The organism is Alcanivorax sp., assembly GCF_002733835.1.
Classification (GTDB): domain Bacteria; phylum Pseudomonadota; class Gammaproteobacteria; order Pseudomonadales; family Alcanivoracaceae; genus Alcanivorax.
This window is the reverse complement of sequence record NZ_NVWY01000045.1, coordinates 1-15,176: the sequence shown is the minus strand read 5'-3', so window position 1 is coordinate 15,176 and position 15,176 is coordinate 1. Positions and strand designations below refer to the sequence as shown.

Genomic DNA, 15,176 nt, shown 5'->3' with positions numbered 1-15,176 from the left:
CAGGGCAGATCAATAACGGGACGGCGCGGAAGAAGTCGCAGACGGTGCCGCTTCGTCCGCAGGTGCCGCCGGCGCATCAGGCACCGGGCCTGGCATATTCGGGTCGTTCTTTTCCGAGGTATATTTCACGCCATCGGTGGCGCAGGCACCACAGGCGTTGGCGAACTCACCCAGAATGCCGCCCTGCTGGTCGTAACCAAACACCGGACGGTAATCCATGGTGCACACATCGGGCGGATCATCCGGGCAAGTGAGCGTGTCGTCCGGCAGGCCCATGGGGTAATCGTTGTCGTACGAGGAACTACAGCCCGCCAATACCAGGGCCAGGCCCGTTGCAGCCAGAACGGCAGCTTTCATATTGCTCTCCTTGTCGCGTGTGTCGGCGCGTGTGCCGCGTGCATGAGCGCACGCGTGAATGCGCATTACACAGGGTATCTCTGAGACCCAAGCATAGATAAAGTTCGCCACGAACGCAGCCTGCGTTTGCCCATGGGGTGCGTTAAACTTTGGCCGCCATTCTTTTTCTGTTGCCCGTGAGGCTTACCATGCACTCCCCCCATCGCCCCATCGACTGGCGCCACACTCCTGCGGCCATCTGGCGTGGCCGTTCACAAACGCTGCGCCCTGTTCCCCACCCGGACCCGGTACGCCTGCATGACTTGCTCGGCATCGATACCCAGAAAGGCAAGCTGGTACAGAATACGGAACGTTTTCTGGCCGGCCAGCCTTGCAACCATGTGCTGCTGTGGGGCAGCCGTGGCACCGGCAAGTCCTCCATCGTCAAAGCCTTGCTCAACGAATATTCCGCCCGTGGACTACGCGTGATCGAGGTGGACAAGGATGATCTGCACGACCTGCCGGATATCGTTGACGATATTCGCGATCGCAGTCAGCGCTTCATCATTTACTGTGATGACCTGTCCTTCGAAGATGGCGAAAACCAGTACAAGCATTTGAAGAGCGTGCTGGAAGGGTCGCTGGAATTGCCGCCGGAAAACGTGCGCATCTATGCCACCAGCAACCGCCGCCATCTGCTCCCCGAATACATGAAAGACAACGAGCAGACCCAGGTGGTGAACCGGGAACTGCACCATGGCGATGTGGTGGAAGAAAAAATTTCCCTGTCCGACCGGTTTGGCCTGGGATTGAGTTTTTATCCGATCAACGAGGCGCAGTATTTCGAGATCGTCGATCACCTGTTCGGCGAGGTGCGTGACCGGGAACAACTGCACGTGCGGGCCCGGCGTTTTTCCATGGAGAAGGGCGTACGCTCCGGGCGCACCGCGCGGCAGTTTTATAATCAGTTTGTGGGGGAGTTTTGAAATCAGGGACAAGTTGAAAGTTTAAAGTTGAAAAGCGCGAGACAGGCCATCACAGCGTGTGACGGTTATGCCCGCGTTTTCCGCCAACGATAAAAAGCAGGCACGGATCCATTCATATGGCTACGATTTCATCCGCGCTTTTAAACTTTCAACTTTCAACTAACTCACAACCGCTGCTTCGTCTCATCGCAAATGTCATTGATCGCCTTGCGGGCTGCCGGAATCACCCCGCCCATGGAAATGAATCCATGTACCAGCTTCGGGTAATCCAGCGAGGTTACGGCGTTGCCTGCGGCGCGCAGTTTTTCGGCGTACTCGAGCCCTTCGTCGCGTAACGGGTCAGTGGCGGTGATCATGATTGCCGGGGGCAGACCGGCCAGGTCCGGGTTGCGCAACGGCGAGACCCGATAGTCTTCGATCACCGCCGGGTCCTGAATGAAATGCCCGCGAAACCAGGTCAGCAAGGGCAGGTCCAGCCCGAAGCCCTGGCCCAGCGTCTGCACGGAAGGGTGGGCCAGGGCCCCATCGGTGGTCGGGTAAATCAACACCTGCAACGCCGGCTGAGGCAGCCCTGCCAGCTTCGCCTGCTGAGAGACCACCGCGCTCATGCAACCACCGGCGCTATCGCCCATCACCGCCAGGCGCTGCGGGTCCAGGCCCAGCTGGGCGGTGTTGTCGAGCAACCAGCGCCAGGCGGTGAATGAATCATCCATGCCGGCCGGGGCAGGGTGCTCCGGGGCCAGCCGGTAATCCACACTCAACACCACCGCATCGGTGCGGTCAGCGATATAGCGACACAACCGGTCGTACTCTTCCACGCCGCCCACGGTAAAACCGCCACCATGGAAAAACAGAATGGCAGGGGCGACTCGGGGCGCATTCGCCGGACGGTAGCGGCGCACCAGAATCTGGCTGCCGTCATCCACTGTGACCTGATGATCCACCACCACGGGAAGGCGAACCGGCGCCACATCCAACAGCGAGATCATGTCCCGGTAATTACGCCGGGCTTGCTCCACCGTGCCCGAATTCAGAGTCGGCTTGGCACCGCTGAGTGCCAGCAGAAAACGCAATCGCGAATCCAGGTGTGAGCGGCTGTGGGTTTCCAGTCCGACGGCAAAACGTTCCAGCACCGGACCGGGCAACGTCATCAGGGCACGTACTGTTGCCCGCTCAAAAACAACTGGATTCATGGGGTCTCCTTATGCTGATCGCCAGACGCATGACGCCAAACGCAACACGCTAACACCAGACAACCCGCATCTTCTGCGGGCTTGGCATTACCGGTTTTGCCTCAGGCATCAGGCCTCAAGCGTCAGGCGTTGTCTAAAAATACCATTCCAGGCCACCTTCGATGCCGGTGACGGTCAGGTACTCTTCATCAATGTATTGCATGTATTCCAGGGTCAGCCCCAGATTGAATTCCGTGCGTAAACCCACGCCCGCCCCGAACGCCAAGCTGGTGTCGTCATTGCGGGCGGTATCATCACGGCAGCCCAGGGCGTTGCACTTGCGCGTAACCGTTTTCACTTTCACATCCGCAATGCCGGCAAAGCCCTGCACGAACAGGTTCTCCACATAGGGCAGTTTCACCGGTGACTTGAAGGGGAAACGGCCCGTGGCCAGCAACGCGCCCACATGGTCCACGCTATAGTCGACCTTGTTGCGACTGTTTTCCGACCGGTAGGTGTCCGGCGATGGCCCGGTTGCCGCGCGTAATTCCACCCCCCAGTACGGGTTGATCATGCCGCCCAGGCGCAGGCCAACCCCGGTGGGGGTCACTTCCCGGCTGTCATAATCGAGATTGAGGTGCATCAGGTTGCCGGCCACATAGGCGGAACGCTGATCCTGATAATGGGCTACCGGGTCCGCCCACAGAGCGGGACTGAACAACAACCCGAAAAGCATCCAGTAACGCATTGTCTGTCGTCCTTTTTGTTATTGTTGGGATTATGCGCTTTGCTGATACGCATCGACGGCCTGTTATACCATTGCCTGCGGGCAGAGTCTGGTCATCTGCGGCCTTTTTTCATCAACAACGAGGATTGTGATGTCGGTGTACACCCCGCTCAGCCCCGCCCAATTGGCAGAGGTGCTGGAGCCGTTCGGTTTCCAGCTGCGCGATTATCACGCCGCCAGCCACGGCATCGAGAACAGCACCTTTCTGATCGAGGCCGGCGATCGCCGTGGCCAGCCCAGCCCACTGGTGCTCACCGTGTTCGAGTCCCTAAGTGCGCCGGCCCTGGCACCGTACCTGACCCTGCTGGAGCAGCTGGCGGAACAGCACCTGCCGGTCCCCGCACCCCTGCCGGATGCCGACGGCAAAGACCAGATCACGGTAGCGGGCAAACCCGCAGTGCTGATGCCACGTCTGCCCGGCCAGCACGATTTTGCCGTGGATGCGGATCGCTGCCGACAAGTGGGCACCTTGCTGGCGCGGCTGCACGCCAGCGACACCGCCGCACTGCAACCCTTGCCCAGCGAACGGGAGCGCCTGCACGGCTTTGCCGACCACCTGCACAAACTACCCGAGGCCGAGCGCGACACCGCCGCCGCCCTGCTGCACGACTGGCTGGCCCAGCCCGCCGGCACCACGCTGATCCACGGCGACCTGTTCCGCGACAACCTGTTGTGGAAAGACGGCCAAATCAGCGCCCTGCTAGATTTCTACAATGCCTGCCTGGACCACCCGGAGTACGACCTGGCGGTGGCCCTCAACGACTGGTGTGTGGACCCCCATGGCCAGATTGCACCCGAACGGGAACTGGCCCTGTTATCTGCCTACCGGGATCAAGGCCGCAGCGTGGACCACAGCCGCCTGTGCGAAGCACTGGCCGTGGCGGCCCTGCGTTTCTGGCTGTCTCGCCTGGCCGGCCCGGTGTCCGACCACAGTGAAGGGCAGGGCAGCAAGGACCCGGAGGAGTTTGCACGGATTTATCGGCAGCGACTGAAGGCGTTAACCGTTTAGAGGGGCGAGTTGAAAGTTCAAAGTTTAAAGTTTAAAGGCACGGACAGAATCATAGCCTCACGAATAGCTCACTGCCCGCGCTGTGTTGTTAGCGTAAAAACGCGGGCACAGCCTTCGATGCTGCAATGGCCTTCCTCGCGTTTGAACTTTGAACTTTAAACTTTCAACTCCACCCTAACTCGAGCCAGACAGAATCAGGTGATTCAGGTGCGCCAAGTATTCCTCTTCCTGCCATAACCAGGGGTAACCGGGGCACGCCAGCGACGTGGGCGTCAGCGCTTGCACGCCCTGGGTCAGGGCATTGACCACCATCATTTCATGCAGATCCGCCCACCCCGTGGGCAGCTTGCGCAAATGCGGTGGCTGGCGCACAAAACCTTCGCTGATCACCGGTTGCAGGCGACGCAGGCGGGTGAATGCCATGCGCCGCTGCAATTGATCTTCCAGCCGTCGCTGCCAGTGCATGCCACCGGCATCCAGCAGCAGCTGCTTCATGGGGTTGGCCAGCCTGCCCAGCAGGCCGGAGGCAGGCAGGGCTTCGCCGCTGGCCAGCCGGTAGCGCGGGTCATCATCCAGCCAGACACTGAAATCGAGAAAATCCAGCTCACTGGTATCCAGCTGCCGGAACTGCTCGCTCAGCGCCACCGTGGTGCTCAGCCCCACCGGCACCGAGGGGAACAGGGCGTGCAGGGCACGGGGGATCTCGCGCAGGTAATCTTCCAGCCGCTCCCCGGCGGCAGGGGACCAGTGCGATGGCAGCGGCCGTTCCGGAGAACGCTTGAATACCCGCCGGGCCACCCCGTGGGCATAAGGCAAGGACGGAAACTGGTAGCAGAAATCCAGCCCGGCTACGTCACCGAGGTATCCCCACTGCTCGATTAGCGCCAGGGTCTCACTCCACACCCTGACAAAATCTTCCGGGCGGCGCACAAAGGAACGGCGGGCACGGCTGTCGTTGATAAAGCGGCTGCTGAGCCAGACCTTGAACCCCCGCTCGTGGGCCGACTGCAGCACCTGCTGAAGTTGATGGCGTATCTTCACCTCGGTCGCCGGCAGCCCCTGGGGCATCAGCTCGCAGCGATCCATGTGGATGCCACTTTCCGGGGTCGCGATCAGGTGGGGGCAGGGGTCCAGGCGCAAGGCATTGAAACCCCGCTGCTGGGTTTCGTCCAACACGCGCTCCAACGAAGCATAGGCGCCATCGCGAATATCGCGCTGCAGCAGCCAGGACAAATCCCAGCAGGCCATCGCCAATGGTTGTGCATCGTGTTGCGCCATGCAGGTCTTACCGCCTTTTTAGATCAAGCGCATCAGCATACCCGTTTCGGAGGTTGCCTCAATGGCTCTTCACCCTGTCGCCCGCGTATTGACCCGCCTTGACACTCAACAGGGCGATAAAAGTGCGAACCGATTCCCCCTTTCGCTCGACAGCGCTATGATCAGAACCATGAAAACAATACTAAAAACACTGATTCTGACCCCGGGCCTGGCCTGGGCGGCCGAGCAACTGCCGGACACCGCCCCGCCGGACGATGCGGCCCCGCAAACCCGGGAAAAAGGCCCCGCCCACCCCATGGATGGCGAGGAAATGGACTCCCTGTACCTGCAATCACCGGTGGAGCTGGATACCAGCGACGAAAACCGGGGGCTTAATGCCCTGAGTGCAGAAGCGCGCTATCTGGAAAACGAACAGCAGGAAATGCGCCAGCGGCAGGCCGAAACCGTGCGCCCGGCCACGGTGCCAGAAAACACCCCGCCGCCCGCACCGCCGAACCTGATCCCCATACGCGATCTGTGATCCGGCCCGCTGTCATCCGGCCTCGCAAAGGGAGGCCGACCGGGGCTCAGTCCTGATCCGCCGCCCGCAGACACTGGGCGAAACCGGCGCTGAGCTCCGCTAACCAGGGCAAGTATTCCTGTTGTGACGAATCACGGCCCAGCGGATCCAGGGGCTGGACATAACAATCCGGGCACAGGCGCTTGAGCAAGCCGACCCGGGCCTCCGGTTCCTGCACCGCGCAACGCACCTGTTGATCCCGAACCTGCCCTGCCAGGGTGACAAACCGCCGGCTGCCCGGCCCCGCATCCAGCTGTTCCGACACCACCAAGGGTTCCGCCAGCCCCAGGCTCTCGCTCAGGTAACCCCAGGGTTGGTGATAACTCAGCCAGGGCACCCGGGCCAACGGCGCCAGCCGCTCGCGCTCCGCCTGCAACTGATTTTCGGCCGCCTGCTGCCACTGCTGCGGCTGACCCGGCCGCAACCCCGCCGGGAAACGCTGACCCACCGCCCCCGCCAATAACACCATGTTGTCCACGGACAGCCACAGGTGCGGGTCGGTGGTGGCGCCATGGCTGGCGTGCGCATCGTGGTCATGCTGGTGATCGTGTCCGCCATCACGACGGTACACTCCCTCCAGCGTCAGCAAGGCCACCGACGGCCCCTGGCGACGGGCCACCAGCGGTGCCAGCGGCGCCTCCACCCCGGCCCCCAGCCACACCATCAGGTCCGCCTGCTGAACCGCCAACACCTGCCGGGGGGAGAACGCCAGCTGGTGCGGATTCTGATTGGCTTGCAACAGGGTCGTTACCGTGACGCTATCGCCGTACAGGCTGCGCAGCACCTTGGCCAGCGGCTCCACACTGGCCACCACGGTCTGGCTCCAGACAGGAGAGCAAAGCAAAAGCAAAGTTGTTAACCAGAGACGACGCATGGGGTTCCTCATGTACGGCCAGACAGGAAGGAGCAAGTTGAAAGTTCAAAGTTCAAAAACGCGGGATGGCAGCGGTGCCAACCATCAAACCTTCGTGGTCGCGATTTCCTTACCCAAAAGCGGATCGTTAGGGCCGTGCGGCGCGGCTGAAGCGGCTGCCGTGTGGCACCGGGCATAACCCGCGCTTTTGAACTTTAAACCTTGAACTTTCAACTCGCTCTCCGCCTTCAGTGCAGGCGAAAGAGCGGCAGTATATCATTGCGCCTTTGTACTTCGGGCCCTTTCTTATGTCAGAACCTCTGGTCACGGTGCAGTCGGTGTCTGTAACCCTCGGCGGCAATGCGGTGCTGTCTGACGTCAGCCTGACCCTGGCGCCCGGCCGCATTACCACCCTGATCGGACCCAACGGGGCCGGCAAGAGCACCCTGGCGCGGCTGGTGCTGGGACTGGTGCAACCGGATAGCCACAATGGCAACACCAGCGGCACTATCAACCGCCGCAAGGGCCTGCGGGTGGGCTACATGCCCCAGCACATCAAGATTGATGACAGCCTGCCACTCACCGTGGATCGTTTTTTGTGGCTGGCCGCGCCGGGACCCACGGCCTCCCGCCGGGCCGCACTGGAGCGGGCCGGGGTGGCCCATCTGCGCCGGCGTAGCGTGCAACAGTTATCCGGCGGTGAAATGCAGCGGGTACTCCTGGCCCGGGCCTTGCTGCGCAAGCCGGACCTGCTGGTGCTGGATGAACCCGCCCAGGGGGTGGACGTGGCCGGGCAGAATGCCCTCTATGGCCTGCTCAAAACCGTCCGCGACGAGCTCGGCTGCGCCATTCTGCTGATTTCCCACGATCTGCATCTGGTGATGGCGGCCACCGACGAGGTGATCTGCCTGCAGCGCCACGTCTGCTGCTCCGGCAGCCCGGAATCGGTGAGCCGGGACCCGGCCTACCACGAGCTGTTCGGCCCCGGCGCCGGCACCCCGAACCTGGCCCTGTACACCCACGATCATGATCACGACCATGATCTGCACGGCAATGCCACCCATTCCCACGACCACAGCCACAGCCATCACCACGACGGGCCCTGCAACCATGATTGAACTTTTACTGCCGCCGCTGCTGGCCGGGCTCGCCGTGGCCCTGGTATCCGGCCCCATGGGCGCCTTTGTGGTGTGGCGGCGCATGGCCTTTTTCGGCGACACCCTGGCCCACGGTGCCCTGCTGGGCGCCGCGCTGGGGCTGGCGCTGGATATCAGCCTGTACGTGGCGGTGGTGGCCGTCTGCCTGGGCCTGGCCGCCGCCCTCAGTGCCCTGCAACGGCAACGGCAGCTGGCCGGTGACACCCTGCTGGGCATTGTTGCCCACACCACCCTGGCGTTGGGGGTGATTGCCATTAGCCTGCAAACCGGCATCCAGGTGGATCTGTTCGCCTATCTGTTCGGGGATCTGCTGGCCGTGGGCTGGCAGGACGTGATCGGCCTGTGGGTGGGCGCCATCGTCATCTTGCTGCTGATGCTGTGGCAGTGGCGGGCGCTGCTGAGCATTACCGTCAACGAAGAGCTGGCCCAGGTAGAAGGCATCGCCGTACAGCGCACCCGATTATTGCTGATGCTGTTGCTGGCCCTGCTGATTGCCGGCGCTATTCGTACCGTGGGCGTGCTGCTAATCACCTCGTTACTGGTGATTCCCGCTGCCAGCGCCCGCCGGCTGACCCACACCCCGGCGCAGATGGCTGCGGTGGCCAGCGTGTTGGGCACCGGGTCGGTGCTGGCCGGGCTGGCGGTGAGCTGGTTCGCCAATACCCCGGTGGGGCCGTCTATCGTGGTGGCCGCCAGCAGTTTGTTTGTGCTGACGCTGCTGCGGCGGAGTTCATGAGTATTCTTATGTAGGAGTACCTCTTGAGGTGCGAACCCGAGCCTTGGCGAGGCGATCATGTTGATTGGCTGTCAGCCATGTTTCTGAAACCTGTCGAGCCCTGAGACTCCTGATCGCCCTACGGGCCATTTCCGCGTTTGCACGCGGTTCGCGCCTCAAGAGGCACTCCTACAGCGGCTCCGTAGACAGATTGTAGAAGTGACCCGAATGAATCTGACCCTTAACCAACGCATCTGGATGCTGGCCTGGCCGTTGTTGCTGTCGAACCTGACCGCGCCACTGCTGGGGCTGGTGGATACGGCGGTGGTGGGGCACCTGGCGCACCCGCGCTACCTGGCGGCGGTGGCGCTGGGCAGCAACTTCTTCATGTTCCTGTATTTCTCCTTCAACTTTCTGCGCATGGGCACCACCGGCTTTGCCTCGCAGGCGCGGGGCGGGGAACGGGACACCCGGGTGGTGTTACTGCGTGGCTTGTTGTTATCCACGTTGCTCGGGCTCGGCCTGATTCTGTTGTCACCACTGCTGCGTGATACCGGCCTGTGGTTACTGGGGGGCAGTGACGCCGTGCAACACCTGGCGCAGGATTACATCAATATCCGCATTCTTGGCGCCCCCGCCGCGCTGGCCAACTTTGCCCTGATCGGCTTCGCCATCGGCACCCACAACACCCGCGTCCCTTTAAAAATGACCGTGCTGATGCACAGCACCAATGCGCTGCTGGATGTGCTGCTGGTGCAGGTCTGGCATCTGGATGTGCGCGGCGTGGCTATCGCCAGCGCCTGTGCGGAATACGTGGGCCTGGCCGGCGGGCTGTTCTGGCTGCGCGCTGCCCTGCGCCCACCTGCCAACCGGGAAACCCTGTGGCAGCCGTCGGCGATTCTGGCCTTGATGGCGGTAAACCGGGATATCTTTATCCGCAGCCTGGCGCTACTCACCTGTTTCTTTTTCTTCACCGCCCAGGGCGCCCGGCTTGGTGATGCGACCCTGGCGGCCAACGCCGTGCTGATTACCTTTCTGTTATTGCTGAGCAACCTGCTGGATGGCTTTGCCAATGCCGCCGAGGCGCTGGTTGGCGAGGCCCATGGCCAGCAGGACCCGCGGGCCTTCCGGGCAGCCGTGCAGGCGACCGGGCGCTGGACTGTGGCCTGCGCCGTGTTGGCGCTGCTGGCTTTTGCCCTGGGAGGCGCACCACTGATTCACCTGCTGACCGACCTGCCTTCGATCCGCGACACCGCCGTCACTTACCTGCCCTGGATGCTATTACTGCCACTTAGCGCCAGCGCCGGGTTCTGGCTGGATGGCATTTTTGTGGGCGCCACCTGGGGGGCCGCCATGCGCAACACCATGCTGGCGTCGGTGGTCATGTTCTTCTTGCTCTGGCTGTGCACCCGCAGCTGGGGAAACCATGGCTTGTGGTTAACCATGAATGGCTTCATGGCCACCCGTGGCGCCTTCATGGGCTGGGTGCTGTGGCGCCGGCGCGTCAATCCGGGTCATTAATATCGCGATGGTCCCGGCCAGGCTTGTTCTGGTACATGCGCCGGTCAGCGGAACGCAACAACACATCCGCGTCTTCAAAATGTTCAGGGCCGGTCTGCACCACTCCCATGCTGACGCTGACCTCCAGCAACCGCTCGGCCAGTAACCGCCGTATGCGCTGGCAATACGCGAGCTCAGCCTGCTCCTCGGTGCTATTGGCCAGCACCACACAAAACTCATCGCCGCCGTAGCGCACGCAGGTGTCTTCCCCCCGGGCTGTTTCCTGCAGCACCTTGCCGAGCTCGGTCAGCACCCGGTCACCGTAGGCATGGCCGCGCAGATCATTGATCCCCTTGAAATCGTCCACGTCCACGAAAATCAGGGCCACCGGCTCCTTGCGGCGCTGCGCCGCTTTCAGCGTACGATGCAGCGCTTCCAGCAGATAGCGGCGGGTTGTCAGGCCAGTGAGGGCATCGGTGCGTAGCTGGCCATTGCGCATGGCCACCGTTTCTTCCAGCGCCTTGGCATACTCTTCGGTGCGATTCTTCACCGCCTCGATTTCCGATACCAGGCTCAAGATGTAGGTTTCAAATACCAGGGTGACATCAAAATAGATCAGCTTGTCCAGCGCCAGTAACGCCCGGTCGCGCTCGGCACTGGTCCCCATGGCATCGGTAATATTCTTTACCAGCAGGCTGTGCAGCAGATACACCGCGGACAGGTAGAATTTTGGCTCCACACCAATGCGCTTGTGCACCAGGCCGATACGCAAGCGGTTGTTGGTGTATTCCAGATCGTAAACGCCGGCAAACAGATCCATGATGTAGCGGCGCTGGGCGTTCTCCAGCCGCTCCAGGGTGTCGGCATCGCCGATCAGGGAGGCAATATCCGGGTTGCTGGTCTGGATGCCGTAGAAGGTTTCCACGATATCATCCAGACGGTTTTCCACATGGGTGCGACACTGCAGTAGCGCGGCCACATCCTGATTATCGAACTCCAGCAGACGCTTGCGCCCATCGATTTCCATCTCGGTGATGCGCATCTGCTCGAGCAACGTTTTCATGGTTGAATGCATGCCTTTCCCCTCCGGCCTCAGCAGGCCCCCCTGGCCCATGCAAACTCGCGAGTCCGCTTAATCATACCCCCCGGCATAAAGATCGCCATAGCCCCAAACGAGGTAGCATCACCAAGAGAGACCAACGGTCAGAGCCGGGAAGCTGAACGGGAATCGGAAAGCAGAGATTGGCAGAAAGGGAAAAGAAGAGGGAATAGCCAGGCCGGGCAGGAAACTGCCCGGCCCCGGCAGAATCAGCGCTTCAAGGCACCATCACGGTCGAGCTTGCCGACTACGCTCTTGGCGTAACCTTCCGCACCGCTTTTCAGGTTATAGGGGTTCATGCTGCGGGACTGGGCCTGCCACACCGGCTTTTCTGTCTCGACGTTATAAAGCTGGGTCTGCAGGTAGTAATCAGTGGCATTCTGGTAGTAGCCGGGCTGGTATACCGCGCTGTAGCTGTAACCCACATAGGGGCCGTAACCCAGGTACATGGGCGCCGATGCCATGGGCAGGTAATCCACCGTGGGCGGCATGTATTCGTCACGCTCCTGGCTCTTCAACAGCGTGATCACCATGACGCCATCGGAGCCGCTCTCTTTCACCGCCTGCTCCACCTTGCTGCGAAAATCCGCCGCCTGCTGGTTAGCGGCGGGCAGGGTGGCGCTAGCCAGGGTAGCCTCCACATTGCGCTTGGCCAGACTCTTCTTCACTTGCTGTTCCACCGCCGCAGAGGCCACTGCATTTTCTGACAACACCAGCACATACAGGTGCGCAAAGCTCGGCCGAGCTTCGCCGGTTTTGGTTTGCCAGGTGGAATTGGTTTCGGTGGTAGTGGCGCAGGCCGCCAGCAACAGGGCCGCACAGAAAGCAAAGGCACGTTGAACCATCTGCATGGGTAATCCTTCGATATGCAAAGTAAAGTGCTGACAGAGTAAGGCGTTTTACGCACAGAGGCCACAGCGATCACCAAGAAGAAAGGTCCTTCCTCTGTGCTCTCTGTGGCCTCTGTGGTTAATCCGGTTGTGGTTTTGAGCGTCTGGCGTCTGGCCTCAGGCGTCCAGCGGCGAAGCCTACTTTTTGCCGCCGGGCATGATGAATTTCATCAGGGTCATAAACCACATGAGCTGGCCCGGGTCACCTTCGATCTTGATATCACCGGCCTGCATGCCTTCCATAAAGGCCATCTGGTTCTTGCCCGCCTGTTGCAGAGTGGCAAAAGCGTACCTGGCGTTCTTGAAGTTCAGGGTCACGGTGGGCTCACTGTGAATGCCGGCCTTGGATACCACCTTGCCGGGCATAAAATGAAAACTGCGCGCCGGCTTGCCTGCAAACGTCCGCCACTGCATCACCACATTGCGGTTCTCCAGTTGCTTTTGGAAGCCAGCGTTACGCGACGCCAGCCAGCGCAGCCGCCAACCGAGCACCAGCAAAACCAGTGAAAACTTCATGGACCGTCCTTAATCAAATCAGCAACACGCCACATGCTACACGCACCACCGGTGTGATACGTGAAGCCTGTTGCGTCCCTACGGCATGACTGCCGGCAGTTCCTTGTTGAGCTTCATCTTCTCTTTCACCGCTTCACCGGTGAGGGCGTAGCCCAGCAGGCTGCCGTCCTTGCCACGAAACAGGGCTTGTACGGTGTTGCCATCCGCTTCCACTTCCCAATCGCCTTCGCTGCCGTCCGCAGCAGGGCAGACCACCACCGGGCACGCCGGGGTCTTGATGGTCACCGGCATGACGCCGTAGCTGACTTCAGTGGTATCGCCGGCCAGGGTTTTCGCCAGGGCACGGGCGGAGGCCATCAGCGGCAGGACGTAGGGCAGCACATGACCCTGTACTTCGGCGCAGTCACCCAGCGCATAGATGTCGTCCGCGCTGGTGCGCAGGGTCTTGTCGGTGAGGATGCCGCGGTTGGTGTCCAGCCCGGCTTCCTTGGCCATGCCAATACGCGGGCGCAGGCCGATGGCCGAGAGCACCACGTCGGACTCCAGTTTGCTGCCGTCGGACAGCTCGGTGACCAGTTGACCGTTATCGCCGTGATGTACCGCCTTGGCCAGCGGGCCAAAATGGAACTGCACCCCCAGCTCCGCCAGGCCACGGCCCACGGCTTCGGAGGCCTGCTCCGGCAACAGCAACGGCAGGCAACGGCCCATGGGCTCGACCAGGGACACCTGAAAACCACCGTTGGACAGGTCATTGGCGAATTCACAGCCGATCAGGCCGCCACCGAGGATGGTCACGGTTTTCTTGCCATCCACCGCCGCGCGGAATTTGCCGTAGTCCATCAAGTCATTGACGGAGAACACCTCACCCACCGCGTCGCCTTCCAGCGGCGGCGTCCAGGTGTCGGCGCCCAGTGCCAGTACCAGCTTGCTGTAATCCAGGTGGTCATCGGGCAGCAGCACGCGCTTGTTGGCGGCATCAATGCCAGCCACATGCACGCCGGTGCGCACGTCCACATTGAATTGCTCGGCCACTTTTTCCGGGGTGGCCATGCACAGGTCATCGGCGGTTTTTTCCTTGGTGAAACCGGCAGACAGCATGGGCTTGGAGTAGTTGCGGCCGTCGTCAGCGGTGAGCATGACGATGGGCGTTTCCTTGTCCAGCTTGCGGAATTCCTTGACGGTGTTGAAGCCGGCCAGGCCGGTACCAATGATGACAATAGGGTGCATGAGCAATCCTTAACGATTAATGGACGGGCGGTGTGACTGACGCAGTGGCCTAGATTTCCACCATTTCGAAGTCTTCCTTGCCCACGCCGCAATCGGGGCAGACCCAATCTTCCGGCACGTCGTCCCAGGCGGTGCCCGGCTCGATACCCTCGTCGGGCAGACCTTCGGCTTCGTCATAGATGAAACCGCACACTACACATTCCCACTTCTTCATCGTGAACCTCATCGGTAAAAGTGAGCACTTGCTCACTACGCTACATACAGGGTGTTTCTCGGGGGGCGTTAACCTATCGGCGTGCGGCGCAAAAATCAATGACAGCGAGGACTGTCATATTAGGACGCACAGGCCGCATTCGCCCTGCCTGCCGGGACATTCGGCCACCGCTTGCTCTGCCGCAGGACATGGGCCATAGTCCTGCCGCCCGCGAAAGTACGCGATATTCTGAGAGAGCCATGCTGCCTGCCGCCCTGCATCCTGACAGCCTTTGGCGCCCGCTGGAACAGCTGGTGCTGCCCCCGGTCATTCGTGACTGGATGGCCGACCCGGACTCCCTGACCCGGCGTCTCAAGCGTCACGGCCACTTCAGTGTGGTGCCCGGCTTGCATGCCATCACCTTTCCGCGGGCCGACGAACGGCAGCTGCTGGCGCTGCCCGTGCGTCGCGCCGCCCTGATCCGCGAAGTCACCCTGCACCTGGACGGCACCCCGGTGGTGGCGGCGCGCAGCGTCCTGCCCTTGACCAGCCTGGCCGGCGCCAACCGCTCACTGGGCCACATGGGCAGCCGCTCCCTGGGCCTGGAGCTATACAACCGCCCGGTATGCCAGCGTGATCAGGTGTGGGCACGGCTGGCCTCACCGGGCCAGAATCACCCGGTGTGCTGGGGCCGCCAGTCGTGCTTTATCAAACGCGGCGCGCCCTTGCTGGTGGCGGAATACTTCCTGCCGGCGTTGTGGGAGAAGGTATTTGCAACCGTCCCCGCTGGTACAGAATCACTGTAGGAGATTCTATGTTGTCCACCCCAGTCTTCATGAGGCAGGGGCCGGCTGATAGTCGGTGCCATTTTTCATGAGCGCGAAGGCGATACGAACGAG

General features: G+C 61.6%; 17 protein-coding genes. 7 read left to right on the top strand and 10 right to left on the bottom strand.

What is annotated here, in order from left to right:
* Positions 1 to 9 precede the first annotated feature (9 nt).
* Complete coding sequence (locus tag COA55_RS15260; RefSeq protein ID WP_290502824.1) at positions 10 to 357, bottom strand: hypothetical protein; 348 nt, start codon at positions 355 to 357, stop codon at positions 10 to 12.
* A gap of 188 nt (positions 358 to 545) precedes the next feature.
* Between COA55_RS15260 and COA55_RS15255 the strand changes: the two genes are divergently transcribed.
* The gene (locus COA55_RS15255; RefSeq protein WP_063520301.1) at positions 546 to 1,322 is read left to right on the top strand and encodes an ATP-binding protein; all 777 of its coding nucleotides are present in this window, start codon (positions 546 to 548) and stop codon (positions 1,320 to 1,322) included.
* Positions 1,323 to 1,486: 164 nt separating this feature from the next.
* Here the strand turns inward: COA55_RS15255 and COA55_RS15250 are convergent, their stop codons facing one another.
* Positions 1,487 to 2,515 carry an alpha/beta hydrolase gene (locus tag COA55_RS15250; protein ID WP_290502823.1) on the bottom strand — a complete coding sequence of 343 codons (1,029 nt, stop codon included), beginning with the start codon at positions 2,513 to 2,515 and terminating at the stop codon, positions 1,487 to 1,489.
* A gap of 133 nt (positions 2,516 to 2,648) precedes the next feature.
* Positions 2,649 to 3,242 carry an outer membrane beta-barrel protein gene (locus COA55_RS15245; RefSeq protein ID WP_290502822.1) on the bottom strand — a complete coding sequence of 198 codons (594 nt, stop codon included), beginning with the start codon at positions 3,240 to 3,242 and terminating at the stop codon, positions 2,649 to 2,651.
* A 130-nt stretch (positions 3,243 to 3,372) separates the two neighbouring features.
* Between COA55_RS15245 and COA55_RS15240 the strand changes: the two genes are divergently transcribed.
* Positions 3,373 to 4,290 carry a homoserine kinase gene (locus tag COA55_RS15240; protein ID WP_290502821.1) on the top strand — a complete coding sequence of 306 codons (918 nt, stop codon included), beginning with the start codon at positions 3,373 to 3,375 and terminating at the stop codon, positions 4,288 to 4,290.
* 174 nt (positions 4,291 to 4,464) lie between these two features.
* Here COA55_RS15240 and COA55_RS15235 read toward each other — a convergent pair whose 3' ends face one another.
* The gene (locus COA55_RS15235) at positions 4,465 to 5,568 is read right to left on the bottom strand and encodes a cellulase-like family protein (RefSeq protein ID WP_290502820.1); all 1,104 of its coding nucleotides are present in this window, start codon (positions 5,566 to 5,568) and stop codon (positions 4,465 to 4,467) included.
* A gap of 169 nt (positions 5,569 to 5,737) precedes the next feature.
* Here COA55_RS15235 and COA55_RS15230 point away from each other — a divergent pair, with 169 nt between their 5' ends.
* Positions 5,738 to 6,088 carry a hypothetical protein gene (locus COA55_RS15230; protein WP_290502819.1) on the top strand — a complete coding sequence of 117 codons (351 nt, stop codon included), beginning with the start codon at positions 5,738 to 5,740 and terminating at the stop codon, positions 6,086 to 6,088.
* Between the two features lie 46 nt (positions 6,089 to 6,134).
* Here COA55_RS15230 and COA55_RS15225 read toward each other — a convergent pair whose 3' ends face one another.
* A complete protein-coding gene (locus COA55_RS15225) occupies positions 6,135 to 7,001 on the bottom strand; it encodes a metal ABC transporter substrate-binding protein (protein ID WP_290502818.1) in 867 nt (288 codons plus the stop codon).
* A 287-nt stretch (positions 7,002 to 7,288) separates the two neighbouring features.
* Between COA55_RS15225 and znuC the strand changes: the two genes are divergently transcribed.
* From znuC to COA55_RS15210, 3 genes are all read left to right on the top strand, one after another.
* A complete protein-coding gene (gene znuC / locus COA55_RS15220; protein ID WP_290502817.1) occupies positions 7,289 to 8,098 on the top strand; it encodes a zinc ABC transporter ATP-binding protein ZnuC in 810 nt (269 codons plus the stop codon).
* A complete protein-coding gene (znuB, locus tag COA55_RS15215) occupies positions 8,091 to 8,873 on the top strand; it encodes a zinc ABC transporter permease subunit ZnuB (RefSeq protein ID WP_063520018.1) in 783 nt (260 codons plus the stop codon). The genes znuC and znuB overlap by 8 nt, the downstream gene beginning before the upstream one ends.
* Positions 8,874 to 9,080: 207 nt before the next feature.
* The gene (locus COA55_RS15210) at positions 9,081 to 10,373 is read left to right on the top strand and encodes an MATE family efflux transporter (protein ID WP_290502816.1); all 1,293 of its coding nucleotides are present in this window, start codon (positions 9,081 to 9,083) and stop codon (positions 10,371 to 10,373) included.
* Here COA55_RS15210 and COA55_RS15205 read toward each other — a convergent pair.
* The 5 genes from COA55_RS15205 to rd all read right to left on the bottom strand — a co-directional run bounded on the left by COA55_RS15205 (position 10,357) and on the right by rd (position 14,298).
* Positions 10,357 to 11,427, bottom strand: coding sequence for a GGDEF domain-containing protein (locus tag COA55_RS15205; RefSeq protein WP_290502815.1), 1,071 nt, complete (start codon positions 11,425 to 11,427; stop codon positions 10,357 to 10,359). The two genes, COA55_RS15210 and COA55_RS15205, sit on opposite strands and share 17 nt — an antisense overlap.
* 233 nt (positions 11,428 to 11,660) lie before the next feature.
* Positions 11,661 to 12,302, bottom strand: coding sequence for a hypothetical protein (locus COA55_RS15200; RefSeq protein ID WP_063520021.1), 642 nt, complete (start codon positions 12,300 to 12,302; stop codon positions 11,661 to 11,663).
* Between the two features lie 177 nt (positions 12,303 to 12,479).
* Positions 12,480 to 12,857 (bottom strand): hypothetical protein, encoded by a 378-nt coding sequence (locus COA55_RS15195; RefSeq protein WP_290502814.1) that lies wholly within the window; start codon positions 12,855 to 12,857, stop codon positions 12,480 to 12,482.
* Positions 12,858 to 12,935: 78 nt separating this feature from the next.
* Positions 12,936 to 14,084, bottom strand: coding sequence for an FAD-dependent oxidoreductase (locus COA55_RS15190; protein ID WP_290502813.1), 1,149 nt, complete (start codon positions 14,082 to 14,084; stop codon positions 12,936 to 12,938).
* 49 nt (positions 14,085 to 14,133) lie between these two features.
* Positions 14,134 to 14,298, bottom strand: a complete 165-nt coding sequence (rd, locus tag COA55_RS15185; protein ID WP_007149887.1) for a rubredoxin — start codon at positions 14,296 to 14,298, stop codon at positions 14,134 to 14,136.
* Positions 14,299 to 14,537: 239 nt separating this feature from the next.
* On the opposite strand from rd, the gene COA55_RS15180 reads away from it, so the two are divergent.
* Positions 14,538 to 15,083, top strand: a complete 546-nt coding sequence (locus COA55_RS15180; RefSeq protein ID WP_063520024.1) for a chorismate lyase — start codon at positions 14,538 to 14,540, stop codon at positions 15,081 to 15,083.
* Positions 15,084 to 15,176: the final 93 nt, after the last annotated feature.

Coding starts and splice junctions, on each gene's coding strand:
- COA55_RS15195 (WP_290502814.1), bottom strand. CDS start 12,857: ATGAAGTTTTCACTGGTTTTGCTGGTGCTCGGTTGGCGGCTGCGCTGG.
- rd (WP_007149887.1), bottom strand. CDS start 14,298: ATGAAGAAGTGGGAATGTGTAGTGTGCGGTTTCATCTATGACGAAGCC.
- COA55_RS15210 (WP_290502816.1), top strand. CDS start 9,081: ATGAATCTGACCCTTAACCAACGCATCTGGATGCTGGCCTGGCCGTTG.
- COA55_RS15260 (WP_290502824.1), bottom strand. CDS start 357: ATGAAAGCTGCCGTTCTGGCTGCAACGGGCCTGGCCCTGGTATTGGCG.
- COA55_RS15225 (WP_290502818.1), bottom strand. CDS start 7,001: ATGCGTCGTCTCTGGTTAACAACTTTGCTTTTGCTTTGCTCTCCTGTC.
- znuB (WP_063520018.1), top strand. CDS start 8,091: ATGATTGAACTTTTACTGCCGCCGCTGCTGGCCGGGCTCGCCGTGGCC.
- COA55_RS15235 (WP_290502820.1), bottom strand. CDS start 5,568: ATGGCGCAACACGATGCACAACCATTGGCGATGGCCTGCTGGGATTTG.
- COA55_RS15240 (WP_290502821.1), top strand. CDS start 3,373: ATGTCGGTGTACACCCCGCTCAGCCCCGCCCAATTGGCAGAGGTGCTG.
- COA55_RS15180 (WP_063520024.1), top strand. CDS start 14,538: ATGCTGCCTGCCGCCCTGCATCCTGACAGCCTTTGGCGCCCGCTGGAA.
- COA55_RS15230 (WP_290502819.1), top strand. CDS start 5,738: ATGAAAACAATACTAAAAACACTGATTCTGACCCCGGGCCTGGCCTGG.
- COA55_RS15255 (WP_063520301.1), top strand. CDS start 546: ATGCACTCCCCCCATCGCCCCATCGACTGGCGCCACACTCCTGCGGCC.
- COA55_RS15250 (WP_290502823.1), bottom strand. CDS start 2,515: ATGAATCCAGTTGTTTTTGAGCGGGCAACAGTACGTGCCCTGATGACG.
- znuC (WP_290502817.1), top strand. CDS start 7,289: ATGTCAGAACCTCTGGTCACGGTGCAGTCGGTGTCTGTAACCCTCGGC.
- COA55_RS15205 (WP_290502815.1), bottom strand. CDS start 11,427: ATGCATTCAACCATGAAAACGTTGCTCGAGCAGATGCGCATCACCGAG.
- COA55_RS15245 (WP_290502822.1), bottom strand. CDS start 3,242: ATGCGTTACTGGATGCTTTTCGGGTTGTTGTTCAGTCCCGCTCTGTGG.
- COA55_RS15190 (WP_290502813.1), bottom strand. CDS start 14,084: ATGCACCCTATTGTCATCATTGGTACCGGCCTGGCCGGCTTCAACACC.
- COA55_RS15200 (WP_063520021.1), bottom strand. CDS start 12,302: ATGCAGATGGTTCAACGTGCCTTTGCTTTCTGTGCGGCCCTGTTGCTG.